Below are 15,851 nucleotides of genomic sequence, written 5' to 3' on the forward strand. Positions count from 1 at the left end.
ATCGTGGTAGTGGTCAAAAACGAAATTCAGACAAACTTTCTTCTACGTACAGATAAGCAATACCCATAAGTTGCTGTTGCCGTGTTAACTGACCAAACTCGATTTGAGTTGCATTTTTCTTGATACTGTTTGCAGGATCAAATGGATTAATGACGACATTATGAATAATAGTATCTAACCATTGTTGCCCAAACTGACAGCTGCGACCATAAAACCATATTTGATTGATATTTAGGATATTAAGAAAGTTGTATAAACTTAAACCAATGGCGTTGGCTCCGTCTTCAACCAATTTATACACTGTTGGTTCTCTCTCACGCCAAAGTGTTATTAATTGCTCGGTGTTGAACCCCTCAATAACGTCAGGAGTAACATCTGCATGTGTTTTCAACCAAGTCCGAACTTTCTTTTTAATCGCGTTTAAAGAAGCCACCGTTTCCAGGCATCCATACCTTCCGCAGCTGCAAGCCATTCCATCAGGGTTCACAATCGTGTGTCCGATCTGGCCACTGCCATATAAACTTCCTCGATACACAGAACCATTAATGATAAATGAAGAGCCGATGCCATAGTCTACATTAATAACGCAGAAGTCTTTCTTTTCATTAGTGCCTAACCATTTTTCAGCCAAGGCTAGCATAATACAGTCATTATCAATCATGACGTTGCAATTCAGTTTTTCTTCTAGCAGATATTTTACTTCAACATGCTCTTTCCAAGGTGCTTGGGGCATATTCTGTGACACCCCTGCTTCTGGGTCGACTTGGCCATGCAGAGCGATAGCCAGTTGAATTTCATTGCGCGCATGTTTCGCTTTATAGCCATTAAATAGCTTCATTATCGAGTTAAGTAATTCCGCAGGAGTTTTTGCTTCAATGGTTTTGATCTGCAGTTCACCAACGGGATTAAGTTGAAAATCGACCAATTGGCTTTCAATCTTAGTCGGCGCTACATTCAAGCAGAGTGTCATAGGGAGTGTATTAGGTAAACTATAGCTGCCGCTCCCAACCCCTCTACTGCTCAAATTTTGCTGCGAATGACAAATCAATTTTTCTTCAAGAAGTTCATCCAAAATATTGGTTACTGCGGGAATAGTGAGATTTGTAAGACGAGAGATGTGTGATTTAGTGAGTACTTTATGCCTCCATACAAGTGACATGATGAGCTCTTTATTTAATTGTCTCATTCGATAATTGTTAAGGCCAACTTCAAGCATTTAGTAAACTTCCTTAAGTGTATTCCATGATCATTGCGCAATTCACAATGTAAAACATTAATTAGAGTGAACACTATACATTGAATTAAAAGAGTGTTTTGGTGGAGAGCGCAAAAATGCATAGCAAAGTTACAATTACACAAGAAAATATTAATTTACCAACATGGACAACGGAGAAAGAAGATCCGAATCCTATGTTCTTGGAAAAGCGGGTTTATCAGGGCTCGTCTGGAGCAGTCTATCCTTACGGTGTTATTGACCTGCTGACCGGGAAATGTGAAGAAAAAACCTATCATGCTATTTGGATGGAAAATGACTTTATCCGCATTATGTTACTCCCAGAGTTGGGCGGACGCATTCATCGTGCTTATGACAAAAAAATGGACCGCGACTTTGTTTATTATAATGAGGTAGTTAAACCAGCCCTTGTCGGTTTAGTGGGTCCTTGGATTTCTGGTGGGATTGAATTCAACTGGCCACAGCACCATCGTCCTACCACATTTATGCCTGTCGATATCAATATTCAAGAGAACGACAATGGGTCGACAACCGTATGGCTGGGTGAGCTTGAACCTATGCGTGGGCTACAGGTTATGACGGGCTTCACTCTCTATCCTGATAAAGCCTTAATTGAGATTACTGGTAAAGTCTTTAACCCAAACTTTACTCCGCGTCACTTTTTATGGTGGGCCAATCCAGCCGTCAAAGCGGGCGATGGACACCAGAGTGTTTTCCCACCTGACGTTACTGCGGTCTTTGATCACGGTCGTCGCGATGTTTCATCATTCCCGATTGCGCATGGTGAATACTACAAAGTCGATTACTCAGCTGGAGTAGATATTTCTCGCTACAAAAACATCCCTGTGCCAACTTCTTACATGGCTGATAAATCGGACTACGATTTCGTTGGCGCTTGGCAACATGATGAAAATGGTGGCTTACTTCATGTGGCTGATCACCATGTTTCACCTGGTAAAAAACAATGGACTTGGGGTTACGGTGATTTCGGCCAGGCTTGGGATAGAAACCTAACAGATAATAATGGTCCTTACATCGAGCTAATGACCGGTGTGTTTACCGATAACCAACCAGATTTTACATGGTTAGCGCCTTTTGAAGAAAAAGTGTTTGTCCAAAACTTTCTTCCATACAGTCAGTTAGGCACACTACAAAATGCAAACACGTCAGTCGCAATTAAGTTAGAACGCGATAAAGCATCACTGCAACTTGGCGTTTACGCTATCGAACCTCTTGACAATATTTGTGTCGAGTTACGCGACGAAAAGAGTGTGCTTTGGTCAAAAACGATCTCTCTAGAACCGACGCAAGCTTGGCAACATACGATGACAGCCGAGTTTCCCCAACGCTTGACTTTAGCGGTAGTCAGTAGTGATGGGCAAGACATCTTGTCGTATCTTGAGCATATTCCAGAAGAGACACCATTGCCTTCGCCAGCCACTGCGCCAGCTCTACCAAATGAACTAACCAATTGTGAAGAACTCTTTCTTATTGGTCAGCATCTAGAGCAATATAACAACGCCAGTCGCTCACCATTTGATTACTATCTGCGCGCGCTGGAATTGGATGCGGATGACTATCGTTGTAATCTGGCTCTTGCAACACTTGAGTTCAATCGAGCCAACTGGTCAAAAGCAGAAAGCTACGCACAGAATGCCTTGAAACGTGCCACTAAACTGAATAAAAATCCAAAATCTGGCGAGGCGAGTCACGTCCTTGCTGCAGCTCGGGAAAAATTGGGACAACGCCAAAAGGCCTACGACGACTACTTTAAATCCAGTTGGAGTGGAGATTGCCGCGATTCAGCATTCTACAACCTTGCTCGTCTTGCATTAATGGATGGTGATATTGTTAAAGCCACCGACTTCTGTAAGCAGAGCCTTCGTTTCAATGGTTGTAACAATATGGCGATGGCGCTTTATGCTCTGTTGCTCAATCAGCAAGATAAACGTGACGAAGCATTAGCATACGTAGCGGAACAACTAAAAGATTACCCGTTAAGTTACGTTCTTCACTACGTAAGATATTCAATTGAAAAAACGGCAGATTCATTCGATAAACTAACAGCAATCGTTAATGATCGCGGTATTAACTCATCATTACTTGCTGGCTGGTTAGTGAATCTAGGTATGCGTACAGAAGCTCTAGAACTTCTCACAGCGCTCGATAACCAAGAGACGATTCCATTACTGTGGCGTGCAGCATTAACTCAAAACCCTCAAGAACGCGACACATTGGTTGAAGCAGCTCAAAGCAATTTCGCTCAAAAAGTTCGCTTTCCAAACTTGATTGAGGAAGTGGAAATGTTACGTTCACTCCCTGAGTGCGGGTTCGCTCAATATTTATTAGGGTGCTTTTATTACAGCAAAAAACTTTATGATGAAGCCGTTAATCGTTGGCAGTTTACATTACAAGAAAACCCAAGTTTTGCTCCAGCACACCGCTTAATGGGGATTTGGGCTTGGAATAAATTGGGCAGTTTTGATCAAGCCGAACGTGAGCTGAAAATGGCGATCGAATTAGAACCACGTAATCCACGTTTACTATTTGAGCTTGACCATCTTTACAAAATTAATGCTAAGTCAGTTGAATTTAGATTAGAGGCATTGAAAGATAAAATTGATGTTGCATTAATTCGTGATGATTTGACCTCGGAAATGCTGACGATGTGGAATATTCAAGGCCAATTTGAATTGGCGGAGAAAACATTGTCGCAACGCAAATATCATCCTTGGGAAGGAGGCGAAGGTCGCGTTACAGGCCAATACATCATCAATAAACAACGTATTGCCATTGAAGCGATGAATAATGGTCAATTTGAATATGCTCACGACGTGTTAAAAGAAGCATTAGCCTATCCTCTCAATCTTGGAGAAGGACGCCTTGCTGGCCAAAGCGATAATGATATTTGGTATTTGTTGGGTAAATGCTCAGAGGCTATGGATAACGTCGAACTTGCAGAAGTTGAGTATAAGCAGGCGCTTAAAGGCGGCTCTAGTCTAAGTGCAGGAAGATACTATAACGACCAACCTGTCGACTATCTTTTCTATCAAGCGATGTCTTATAAAAAGCTTGGGCAGAAAGATCGCGCAGAAAAAATGTTTCATGACTTTATTGAATGGGGATATGAACATAGTAACGATATAGTAAAAAGTGATTTCTTTGCCGTTTCACTTCCTGACCTAATTGTTTTGGACAGTGATCCTCAAGTGAAACATAAACAGCACTGTTTATTTGTCTCTGCACTCGGTTATTTAGGCCTTGGCGATATTGGTAAATTTAATGAATACTCGCAAGAACTCCTAAAGATTAACCCAGCACATGATAAGTTGCACCTAATTACTTTATGCAATCAACATGGATTATTTGACTCTAATCGGTAATATTCACAGGTTTTGAAATAGGATATTAACGAAATATATTTTCATTCACTTACTTAGCACTATGGCAATGTCAGTTATTTGTATAACTGACATTGCCCGTTACAGTTCCAACATTTCAGAAATAGCCTAAAAAACCCTATAGATATTGACTTTAAATATACCTAAGAGGTCTATATGTATCTTAAAACAATAATAAGTACAATTTTATTACTCATCTGTAATAGCGCTATAGCCATGATTATTCCTCCAGAAAATCACCATTATTCCTATACCGGAAGAATCGATTTTTCATCACCCAAAACCCCAGTGATCAGTTGGCCAGGTACCAGCATCAAAGCTCGATTTACGGGTAGCTATTTGGCCATCTTGCTCGATGATCATGAAGGAAAAAACTTTTTCAATGTCATTATTGATGGGGATGATCTGACTCCGTACGTCGTTCAAGCTGAAAAGGGTAAACACAAATACGTTATCGCCACTTCACTTTCGACAGGTGAGCATCAAATGGAAATTTATAAGAGAACGGAAGGAGAAGATGGACTAACCACGTTCCTAGGTATTGAACTTGCAGATAACGCAACCTTACTGCCTGCCCCACCTAAGCCAATAAGACGAATTGAGTTTTATGGTGATTCAATTACTTCAGGACTAGCCATCGAAGCAGCAATTAACGGCAATGAAAAAATTGGCGCAGAAAAAAATAACTATCTCACCTACAGTTCAATTGCAGGTCGCGATCTCAATGCTGAGGTGCATACCATTTCTCAAAGTGGCATCGGATTGATGCACAGTTGGTTTGACTTCACTATGTTTGATTTTTATGACCAATTGAATGCAGATGGTAACAATAACAGTCACTGGGATTTTTCAAAATGGACACCCGATGTCGTTGTGGTCAACCTATTACAAAATGATAGCTGGATTTACGACACGCTGACCGAAAAGCCAAGCGTTAACGCAATCGTTGAAAATTATCTCTCTTTTATTCGGCTATTAAGAGAAAAATATCCAAACACCTATATTATTTGTGCTCTCGGCAGCATGGATGCAACGCGACCAAACTCGCCTTGGCCAAGCTACATAACATCTGCGGTAAAAATACTCAATAGCCAATATAAAGATGAAAAAGTCACTACTCTATTTTTCAAATTTAATGGCTATGCAGCCCATCCAAGGCAAGCACAAAATAGAGAAAATGCACAATTGTTAGAACAAGCGATCCGAGAACTCACCCACTGGAACTAATAATTAGCGACACTAAGCACGCAATCACTTAGTGTCGCTCTAGTCGATCAGTAGTAGCCAATTAAATTTCTACGTACACCGCCCAGTTAAAGACGCTCGCGTGAGAATTATCTGAAATTTGCTTATCCCACGGCATATAGGATGTTCGCATTTGCACACCCTTGAATACCGCATAGTCCAAACCAAAGCGAACCCCTTTTAAACCTACCGCATTGGAAATACCTCTATCACCATCAGGCCCCAAAGTGGCATTAGTTCCTACGTAGTGATAGTCCGTATAAATATGGTATGAACCTTTTTCTTTACTATCCATGAAACCTTTGCTGATTTTAATGCTATACAATTTATCTTGCGTATCGTCATTTGATTTAGCACCGGTCAAATTTAATAGCCAGTCATCAACAATTGGCTGCTTAATTTGAAGTTCATTGATGTGATACATGTAGTTATTGGTTTTATCGTTGATATGCCAACTGACGCCACCAACATAAGTATTACCAATATCACCAAAAGCTGAAAATACTAATGCATCATTGTGATAACTGAACCCATGGTTATACACCAAATCCAGTACACCGTATTGTGCAGCGACATTCACCTTACCCAATTGGTTAAATAGGCTAATGCCTTTTAGTCCGTTGTTATAAACCCAGTTATCATTACGTACACCAATCCACTGATAACCAAGCACTGCTGTGGTTCCTGTATCAAATACGTTTTGACCAATCAAAGCCGCCCCATTACTCGACATCCCAGGAGCGGTATCTAGTGTTGAGCGAAAATCGTTATAAGCCCCATTTAAAGGTCCTTCATTGGGGCGATACAAAAATTCAAAGTGATAACCCCATTGGTCATTAATATCACCGTATAAACTCATACGTACATCTTGATATAAATGACTGTGCTTGCCAGTTCCTCTATCCACGTTATCGTAATAACTTTTAATGATGGCGCCGAAATTCGGTAAGTGATCCAGTTTTAACTTGTCATGCTCAGTAAATGGGACAGTGCCAACTTGGATTGGATGCTGCTTTGATTGAGCGTCCTTATTATCCACTTGTAGATTCGTCGCTGCTGTAGTTTGCATTTCTGCAGCCGGTTGTGAACTTTGCGCTGTAATGGTATTCGTGCTAGACGTCGTTGCCTGTTTGCGACGAACCCCAATAGCTTTAAGATCTTCGCTGTATTCGATCAATAGTCGATCAATTGACGCCTTATCGGCAGCCGTCGCAGCATCGTATTTGGATAGAGCCTTAGCCACCAGCACAGCCATATGATATCTATCCATATTATTCTCAGCGTAATTTTCATCTGAGTCGATTACGCCATCCTTTAATAACTTATTGAGTTCGCTATAAGACCAATGATTTGCAGGAACACTATCAAATGGGGTTATAAAATTGGATGCAAGTGCGTCATGTCCGACAGTGGCAAGTGTAATACTCAAAAATACAGCTATCCTGTTTTTATTTATAATCTTAATCATAATATTTTATTCCTAATGAATCATATTGGTTATTGAAAATAAAAAACCCGGAGAAAACCAGGACATTTAAAGTAATAAAAATAACTTTTAAGAATGAAGCAAGGCAAATTTTACGCATAAAAAAACCTGAATCCCATTGCTAATAATTAGCAATAAAGATTCAGGTCTTGCCCAAATAACTGGTTACAACCCTGTTGGCAAAATAGCGTAATAGTAGAACACCCTTACGCGGTGAATAATAAACAAATACGATTAATCGACAATAGAAATATATGACCTGTGTGACAAGCATCGCTAAATGTCGCAACTATGTGACCAAAATCTAAATTTTAACTAAACTCAGTTAACTATAAAATTTGACAAAATAATTAGATTTAAATTTTAAAAAATAAAATAGTAATAAAAATAAGACAATTTGATATATATCAAATATAAAATCATTTGAGATTCGTTATTATTTAAATAGCTTCAATTTTGTTTTGCATTTTTTACTAACAAAAACCTATTAGGTGCCTAAATTATCCCGGGATTGTTATCATTTTATTGAGCATAACCCAGAGATACCTTTACTAATCAATGGTGGGGAATCTCTGGGTTTTTTATTGCCAATATTTAATCGATAGTGAAGAAAAAATAGGGCGAGCGACAAGTATAACGGCTCCAATTTTGACTAAATTAGCTATTTCTAAACACATGGAAATTGAATATGACCAAAAGAAATGAAAAGAAAAAGAACTATTTACTCTGTTTACTTGCAGCCTCCGTTTCATTAGGAATTCACCAACAAGTCATGGCTTCAACATCCACTGAAACCGTGTTGGAACAAGGATTTGAAACGCCGCCCCATTCTGCTAGACCTCTGGTTTGGTGGCATTGGATGAATGGCAATATCACCAAAGATGGAATAGATAAAGATTTAGAGTGGATGCACAAAGTCGGTATCGGTGGTGTGCATAATTTCGATGCGAGTATGTCAACGCCACAAATCGTCGCCAAACGCCTCAGTTTTATGAGCCCGGATTGGCAAGATGCCTTTCGCCACGCTGTGCAAAAGGCCGATAGCTTCGGTATGGACTTCGGTATCGCTTCATCTGCGGGTTGGAGCGAAACAGGCGGCCCTTGGGTTAAGCCTAAAGATGGGATGAAAAAAGTCGTTTGGTCCACTTTGGTGGTTAAAGGCGGCTCCGTGGTGACACAAAAATTGCCAGACTCCCCTGCCACGACTGGCCCTTTCCAAGAGATTCCCGGTTCAGCACTGTTTGAGAAAAATGGCGAAAAAACATCAGCACCAATGGCAACAGGTACAATTGGTGTATTTGCCGTTCCAGTTACTCACGCCGCGATCACAACCAAACATTCTGTCTTAGTTAATGGCCAAGCTGTCGATGCTCACGCTTTACAAGATAATGATTTACAAACATCGATTTCTGTCCCTCTTGATAATGAAAACCACGCGACCTTTGTCGTTAACTATGATAAGCCAGTGAAGATCCGCTCCGCACGTCTGATGATCAAAGATGGTCGCATGCCTTTTGCTCCAGAACGTTTTAAGGCAGAGCTTCAAGCACGCGTTGGGGATGAGTGGCAAAGCTTGGGCATTTTTCCACTTTATGAAACCACAACAACACTGGGTTTTGACGCCGTGAATGCGCAACAGTATCGCGTAGTGATGACCCCTCTACCTGCGCTTTCCTCTGCAGGCCTGCTAGGTGCCACTCAAGGCGCGCAAGTAATAGAACTGTTTCCGCCAGCAGCAACTAAAAATGTGGATGTTTTAGATTTCCAACTTTCCTCTGAAGCGCAGATTACGCAATTTGAAGCCAAAGCGGGTTTTGCCACCGTGCATAATTACTATGACATCGCGAACAACTTTAGTGAACAAGGTGTCGACGTTAACCAAATCATCGACTTAACAGATAAGGTGTCGCCAAACGGCGAAATTAACTGGGTTCCGCCTAAGGGACAGGATTGGGAAATTATTCATCTTGGTTGGTCGTTAACAGGCAAAACAAACCACCCTGCAACGCCTGAAGCGACAGGGCTTGAAGTAGACAAATATGATCCTACGGCTGTTCATGATTACATCTCAACTTATCTTGATAAATACCAGGATGTTGTAGGTGAAAAATGGATGGGCAAACACGGTATCAACTCACTTGTTACTGACAGTTTAGAAATCGGTGCATCAAACTGGACACCGAAGCTACTTGAGGAGTTTAAGTCTCGTCGCGGTTATGACGCCAAACCATGGCTTCCCGCGCTCACTGGCGTACTAATTGGTACGCCAGCACAAAGTGACCAATTTTTATTTGATTACCGTGCCACATTGGCGGAGTTGTTTGTTGAGTCGCATTATAAAACCATCGCTCAAGTGGCGCATGAGCGTGGATTAAAAGTGTTTGGCGAATCACTAGAAGATCAACGCCCTACCTTAGGCGATGATATTGAGATGCGCCGCTGGACCGACGTGCCAATGGCCGCATTATGGAGTTATGATCGTCATACAGGGCCACGACCAGGTCTCTTAGGGGATATTCGCAGTGCGGCCTCTGCTGCTCACTTCTATGGTCAGAACTTGGTTGCCGCTGAGTCGATGACCTCGGCTTTCTCCCCTTGGTCATTTGCCCCTGCTGACCTAAAACGGGTCATTGACCTTGAATTTGCTTACGGTGTGAACCGTCCAGCGATTCATACCTCAGTACACCAACCCGTTGATGATAAACAACCAGGACTATCTCTGTTCATCTTTGGTCAACATTTCAACCGACATGAAACATGGGCGGATATGGCGCGTCCGTGGGTGGATTACATTTCACGTAACTCTTACTTACTCCAGCAAGGACGCTACAACGCTGATGTTGCCATGTTCTACGGGGAAGATACGCCAGTGACCACAACCTATGCGGACGCGGTGCCGACGGATTTACCGAAACATTTCGCTTATGATTTTGTTAACCGAGAAATGTTAAAGGAAATGAAAGTAGAAAAGAGTGGCGATCTGGTCGAATATGTCAGTCCAGGCGGTGCTCGTTACCGTGTCATAGCACTGTATGGCACTAGTGAACATATGACCTACTCGACCTTAACGCGTCTGAAAGCACTAGCAGACCAAGGGGGGCTAATTGTAGGTAAGAAGCCTGTATCAACACCAAGCTTGAGTGATGACCAAGAAAAATTTGCTCAGCTTGTGGATCAAATTTGGTCAAAACCCAACGTGTTAGATGAAGAAACCTCGCATCTCGATACCACTTTAGTTCACTTAGGAATGACCCAAGATGTGACAACGGCCAGTGATGCTCTAGAGAACGATAAGTTAATGTTCGTCCATCGTAAACTCGAGGATGGTGATCTCTACTACGTGAACAACCGCACCACTGATGCTTTGAAAGAACAAGTTACGTTTCGTGTTTCTGGTTACACACCAGAAATTTGGAATCCGGTTGATGGTAGCACTCGTCAAGTGTCGTACACCGTCAAAAATGGCGTCACGGTGGTAGATCTAGATTTGCAAGCAGAAGAGTCTCTGTACGTGGTGTTTGTTAATCGATCCAAAGTCACTCATCACATTGTCATGAAGCCAAAAGTCATCAACCGTGAGGTCGTTTCTGGACCATGGTCAGTGAAATTCGAGAAAGGACTTGAATTACCAAAACCAATGAAACTAGACCACTTAGCGCCTCTTGAACAAAGCTCTGATCCTAAAGTGAAGTACTTCTCTGGCACCACATCGTACAAAGCCACCATGCATATCACCAAGTTACCGAATAAAAATGAAGCACTGTGGCTTGATTTAGGTAAAGTCGGTGATGTTGCGCAAGTCTTTGTCAACGGGCAAGAAGTTTCGACGTTATGGTATTCACCTAAGCAAGTGGATATTAGTGCTTACGTTAAACAAGATGAGAATGCGCTTGAGGTGAAAGTCGCTAACCTATGGGTCAACCGTTTGATTGGTGACAAACAACCTGGCGCCAATCCAGTCACATGGACCGCAGCACCAACCTTTAAACCAGATGCCGAATTACGACCATCCGGTTTAATTGGCCCAGTGACATTAGTGACCAAAGAAAACCTTCAATAGTGATTTAGGTCTATCCATGACCATTGTTCCAAGAGAGCAATGGTCATTGGATTCGATGAGTTATGGCAACCCATCGACGGATAAATGCATATCGTCATTTATTAATAATGTATTTGGTAGGCGAAACACCAAACGTTTTTTTAAAAGCGTAAATGTAAGACGATGCCGAAGAGTAACCGGCATCAAGCGCAATATTCAATATGCTCTCTTTTTCCTTTACGCGCCGAATAGACTGGAGTAACCGTAGCCGTTGACGCCATTCTTGATAGGTTAACCCTGTCTCTTTTTTGAAACGACGAACAAAGGTGCTCTGTGAGATATTCAACTTATTAGCACACTGTTCTGGTGTATGAGGAGCACCTGAGTCTGCTTGAATCTGCTGGCACAGATGGAGCAGCTCTTGAGAATGCGGATAAGGCAATGTAAAGTCGACCTCATTCAGTTCAGCAAGAAATTGCATAAATGCACTTTCCTTAAGTTCAATTTCCTTTATCTGATCTGCATCATTTAGTAAGAAATAGTCCACATAGGTATCAACAATGGGGGAAATTTCGACAATTTTGCTCTCCTCGCCATTGGACACTATGTCAAATGTCCTATTTATGTTGATACAGACATACTCAGACTGTTCAGAACTCCAAAGTACGTGTTCACTTTCTTTAGGAATCCAGACCCCATGCAATGGTGGGACATGATAAAACTTGGAATTCACTTCAACATAAACAGTACCCGTTCTGGTATATATAAACTGAATCCAAGCATGAGAATGAACTTCTGTTTTTTTCGAAAAATCAGCGATATCCATACAAAAAAGCAAGCCTTTTTGAATCTCCACTTTATCTAACGGAGAAGTAGTCGGTTTCCAGTGATTTCTATTGATTTTGATCATATAAACTCGTTGTCGCCTTTTTTTCGATATCTCTTGCCTAAAACTCTACGTTGTCATTAGGAAAAATTCATTAACATTGCATCAACGTTCAGCGATAGGTTAATCATCACAGCCATGAAGATAGTTAATATCAAATAAAGCCATTGCGTTTTTATATTGGATCATATCGTTGAAATTATTAATTAAACGAAACTTACGAATATAAAAACATATGTCTTTACATAAGCATAAACAATATATCTAATTTTCGCAATAGGAAGCTATGTATGAACTACATGTTCGCACGTCTAAATGTATATGATTTACTACGCCGAATTTTTATTGAAGAACCTAGCGTTCCTTTATTGCAGTATTTAAAGACTATAGATATGGATTATTTAGTTCCTCATGAAGAATTAAACGTCTCTAGTGGTATTGAATATCTAGCCAACTCTCTGAATTATCTTAAAGGCATAACTATTTCTACTACATCTCAAGCTTACCAAGACCTGCATTGGGATTACACTCAGTTGTTTATCGGGCCACATGAATTGCCCGCTTCACCTTGGGAGTCATCCTATAAACATGACCGTTTATTATTTACTCAAACAACAATGGATGTAGCAAAATTTTATAGTGAAAACGGATTTTATCTACCAGAAAGTGAACATGAAGCGGCTGATCATATTGGTTTTGAATTAGATTTCATGTATCACCTAGCAAGAAATGTTGATTTCGACACTTCACTTCTGTCATTTAAAAATATCCATAATGTAAAAAATCAAGTTAATTTCTTAGAGAACCATCTATTAAGCTTCTTAGATGAACTAATGAGAAAAATTCAGAATAGCGCACAAACAGATTTTTATATAAACATGTCAAGATTTACGAAAGAATTTATAAATCATGATTATAAAGAGATCAAAAAAATTTTATTAAGCACGAATAATAAGAAATAGATATCGGAATAATTACCATGAAAGAAAACGATATTACCAATGTAAGCAGACGCACCTTTATTAAAGGGTCTGCAGCACTCACAGCACTAACTGCTCTGCCAGTTAGCCGCGGTTTAATTGCGGGTGAAGTTAGCAAAGTGAGCGATAATCACTCACAGGCTGTCTGGAAACCGGCTGCTTGCTGGCATGATTGTGGTGGTAAATGCCTCAATAAAGCACTGGTCGATGGTAACACTGTTATTCGTCAAAAAACGGATGACCTCAACCTAGATAGCCCCAATACCCCACAACAACGTGGCTGCCTACGTGGTCGCTCCCAACGTCATCAAGTCTTTGCCGTTGATCGACTAAAATACCCGATGCGTCGAAAAAATTGGGCTCCAGGCGGTGGTGACAAATCATTACGCGGTAGAGATCAATGGGTACGAATTAGTTGGGACGAAGCGTTAGGGTTAATCGCACATGAAACCCACCGTATTACCACTAAATATGGTCAGGAATCCCTGTGGGTAACAGGTCAAAAAGAGTTTTGTCAGCCCTATTACAATATGTTTTCTGCCTATGGTGGTTATGTTTCAGATTGGGGAACTCGCTCCTTTGGAGCATGGAGCGAAACGTCTGGCTTAATCGGTGTGCCTTGGGGTATTTGGGGTATCAACGATCGCCTTGACTTAAAAAACTCTGAGTTGATTGTGATTTGGGGAGCTAACCCTGCGTGGACTAGCCCAGGTTCGCCTACCTATCACTACATCCAAGCCAAAAAAGCGGGTGCAAAATTCATCTGTATCGACCCTAGTTACACTGATACTGCTGCGATATTGGATGCAGAGTGGATTCCAATTAACCCTGCGACTGACCACGCTTTAGTGTTGGCGTTGATGTATGTTTTGCTACAAGAAGATAACCCTAAGACCAACCCACTGATCAAATGGGATTTTCTCGATCGTTATACCATTGGTTTTGATGCACAGCACATGCCCGAGGGAGCCGATCCTAAAGACAACTTTAAAGATTATTTGTTAGGCACTTACACTAACGATCCCAAAACGCCTGAGTGGGCATCCGAGATCACTGGGGTCTCTTCTGACGTCATTCGTTCACTTGCTCGTAAGATCGGTACTATTGATAAAGTGGCACTTCTTTGTGGGTGGGCACCCGCGCGCGTCAATAATGGCGAAGGATGGGTTCATGCATTCTCGACACTTGGTTTTATGACGGGTCACGTCGGCAGTTCAGGTAACATGACTGGAACTTCTGTGCACTTTTTTGCTGCTAATGGCGGCGACTTTTTGGTCAACGAAGGTTCAACTGGCTTAAAAAATATCGATAACCCAATTACTACAACCATCAACCATAACGAGTTGACAAGGGCGCTCACTGAAGGGAAATGTCGTCAACCACGCGGTGGTGATAAAGACGTTAATATTCAGATGATCTTTCATTGTGCCAACAACACGATGCAAGGTTTTAATAACGTCAATCAGGCGATCGATGCCTATCGTTCAAATATCGAGTTCGTGGTCACCCCTGCGTATAACTTTACCTCAAATGCCAAATATTCCGACCTCGTACTACCCGTGACTACTGAGTGGGAACGAGAAGGTATTGTTTTACACCTGCATAACCGAGAAGTACTTTTATTAGGTGTCAATATCACCAAGCCCCTCTATGAAGCCCAAAGTGATCAGTGGATAGCCAAACACCTTGGCGAGAGATTAGGGGTGGATGTTAATGCACTTTTCCCTATCAGTGAAAAACAACAGTTTTTTAATCAAATCATGGGCTCAACGGTCATTGACACCGATGGGAAAAGCTATGTTCCATTAGTAACGATTACCGAAGAAGACCTAGTAAAACATCAAATACAGGGTAAAACGCAACAGGGAAAAATCTCACTAGAACAATTACTCACCGAAGGTAAGTACCAAGTTTATCGACACGACGGAGATAACTACGGCTTTATCGCTTATAAAGATTTTATCGGTGATCCGCACAGTAATCCGTTAAAAACGGAAAGTGGCAAGTTTGAAATTTACTGTCAAAAACTGAATGAGCGTTCGAAAGAGTACGGTTGGAGTGAGATTCCAGCGATTCCAAAATACATCGCTAGCGAGCACGGCTACCAAAGCACATTCTCTGATTGGCACAATAAAGTAAAAGGACAATATCCTTTCCAAATTTATACGCCGCACTATCTGAGATCGTCACACAGCACATTAGATAACGTTGCACAACTTCGAGAAGCCTGGCCGGGTCATGTTTACATCAACGCATCCGATGCCAAACGTCTTGGGCTAAAACAAGGTGATACGGCACTGATTTACTCGAAATTGGGCAAAGTACTGCGCCCCGTTTTCTGCACTGAAACACTCAAACCAGGCGTGATTGCATTACCGCATGGCCGATGGTCTGACATTGATGAAAAAACAGGCATTGATGGCGCTGGTACAGAAAACATGCTGTTTGAGCCTGCTACCACCGGTCTTGGTACTTCAGGTTGGAACTCTGGCTATTGCAATATCGAAAAATGGCAAGGTAAGCAATTGATCTCAGATGCATTGCAACCGCCACGCTTACCTGTATTTGCTAAGGAGTAAT

Annotated in this window: 8 protein-coding genes; 5 read left to right on the forward strand and 3 right to left on the reverse strand. The window is 41.5% G+C overall.

Going from position 1 to position 15,851, the window contains the following annotated elements; genetic code table 11:
* Positions 1-13 precede the first annotated feature (13 nt).
* Positions 14-1,216 carry an ROK family protein gene (locus OCV11_RS22125; RefSeq protein ID WP_261896604.1) on the reverse strand — a complete coding sequence of 401 codons (1,203 nt, stop codon included), beginning with the start codon at positions 1,214-1,216 and terminating at the stop codon, positions 14-16.
* A 116-nt stretch (positions 1,217-1,332) separates the two neighbouring features.
* On the opposite strand from OCV11_RS22125, the gene OCV11_RS22130 reads away from it, so the two are divergent.
* Positions 1,333-4,617: a DUF5107 domain-containing protein gene (locus tag OCV11_RS22130; RefSeq protein WP_261896605.1), complete on the forward strand. Its 3,285-nt coding sequence runs from the start codon at positions 1,333-1,335 to the stop codon at positions 4,615-4,617.
* A 234-nt stretch (positions 4,618-4,851) separates the two neighbouring features.
* Complete coding sequence (locus tag OCV11_RS22135; RefSeq protein ID WP_261896606.1) at positions 4,852-5,862, forward strand: SGNH/GDSL hydrolase family protein; 1,011 nt, start codon at positions 4,852-4,854, stop codon at positions 5,860-5,862.
* Between the two features lie 61 nt (positions 5,863-5,923).
* On the opposite strand, the gene OCV11_RS22140 is transcribed toward OCV11_RS22135, so the two are convergent.
* A complete protein-coding gene (locus tag OCV11_RS22140) occupies positions 5,924-7,150 on the reverse strand; it encodes a hypothetical protein (protein ID WP_261896608.1) in 1,227 nt (408 codons plus the stop codon).
* Positions 7,151-8,054: 904 nt separating this feature from the next.
* Between OCV11_RS22140 and OCV11_RS22145 the strand changes: the two genes are divergently transcribed.
* The gene (locus OCV11_RS22145) at positions 8,055-11,426 is read left to right on the forward strand and encodes a glycosyl hydrolase (protein ID WP_261896609.1); all 3,372 of its coding nucleotides are present in this window, start codon (positions 8,055-8,057) and stop codon (positions 11,424-11,426) included.
* A gap of 94 nt (positions 11,427-11,520) precedes the next feature.
* On the opposite strand, the gene OCV11_RS22150 is transcribed toward OCV11_RS22145, so the two are convergent.
* The gene (locus tag OCV11_RS22150; protein ID WP_261896610.1) at positions 11,521-12,315 is read right to left on the reverse strand and encodes an AraC family transcriptional regulator; all 795 of its coding nucleotides are present in this window, start codon (positions 12,313-12,315) and stop codon (positions 11,521-11,523) included.
* A 266-nt stretch (positions 12,316-12,581) separates the two neighbouring features.
* On the opposite strand from OCV11_RS22150, the gene OCV11_RS22155 reads away from it, so the two are divergent.
* Both OCV11_RS22155 and OCV11_RS22160 read left to right on the forward strand, forming a co-directional pair.
* Complete coding sequence (locus tag OCV11_RS22155) at positions 12,582-13,253, forward strand: TorD/DmsD family molecular chaperone (RefSeq protein WP_261896611.1); 672 nt, start codon at positions 12,582-12,584, stop codon at positions 13,251-13,253.
* A 17-nt stretch (positions 13,254-13,270) separates the two neighbouring features.
* The gene (locus tag OCV11_RS22160; RefSeq protein ID WP_261896612.1) at positions 13,271-15,850 is read left to right on the forward strand and encodes a molybdopterin-dependent oxidoreductase; all 2,580 of its coding nucleotides are present in this window, start codon (positions 13,271-13,273) and stop codon (positions 15,848-15,850) included.
* Position 15,851: the final 1 nt, after the last annotated feature.

The organism is Vibrio porteresiae DSM 19223, assembly GCF_024347055.1.
GTDB classification, from domain to species: Bacteria; Pseudomonadota; Gammaproteobacteria; order Enterobacterales; family Vibrionaceae; genus Vibrio; species Vibrio porteresiae.

What these genes read in the sequence shown, in the direction of transcription:
- OCV11_RS22125 (WP_261896604.1), bottom strand. Translation starts at nt 1,216, where the DNA reads ATGCTTGAAGTTGGCCTTAACAATTATCGAATGAGACAATTAAATAAA.
- OCV11_RS22130 (WP_261896605.1), top strand. Translation starts at nt 1,333, where the DNA reads ATGCATAGCAAAGTTACAATTACACAAGAAAATATTAATTTACCAACA.
- OCV11_RS22135 (WP_261896606.1), top strand. Translation starts at nt 4,852, where the DNA reads ATGATTATTCCTCCAGAAAATCACCATTATTCCTATACCGGAAGAATC.
- OCV11_RS22140 (WP_261896608.1), bottom strand. Translation starts at nt 7,150, where the DNA reads ATGGATAGATATCATATGGCTGTGCTGGTGGCTAAGGCTCTATCCAAA.
- OCV11_RS22145 (WP_261896609.1), top strand. Translation starts at nt 8,055, where the DNA reads ATGACCAAAAGAAATGAAAAGAAAAAGAACTATTTACTCTGTTTACTT.
- OCV11_RS22150 (WP_261896610.1), bottom strand. Translation starts at nt 12,315, where the DNA reads ATGATCAAAATCAATAGAAATCACTGGAAACCGACTACTTCTCCGTTA.
- OCV11_RS22155 (WP_261896611.1), top strand. Translation starts at nt 12,582, where the DNA reads ATGAACTACATGTTCGCACGTCTAAATGTATATGATTTACTACGCCGA.
- OCV11_RS22160 (WP_261896612.1), top strand. Translation starts at nt 13,271, where the DNA reads ATGAAAGAAAACGATATTACCAATGTAAGCAGACGCACCTTTATTAAA.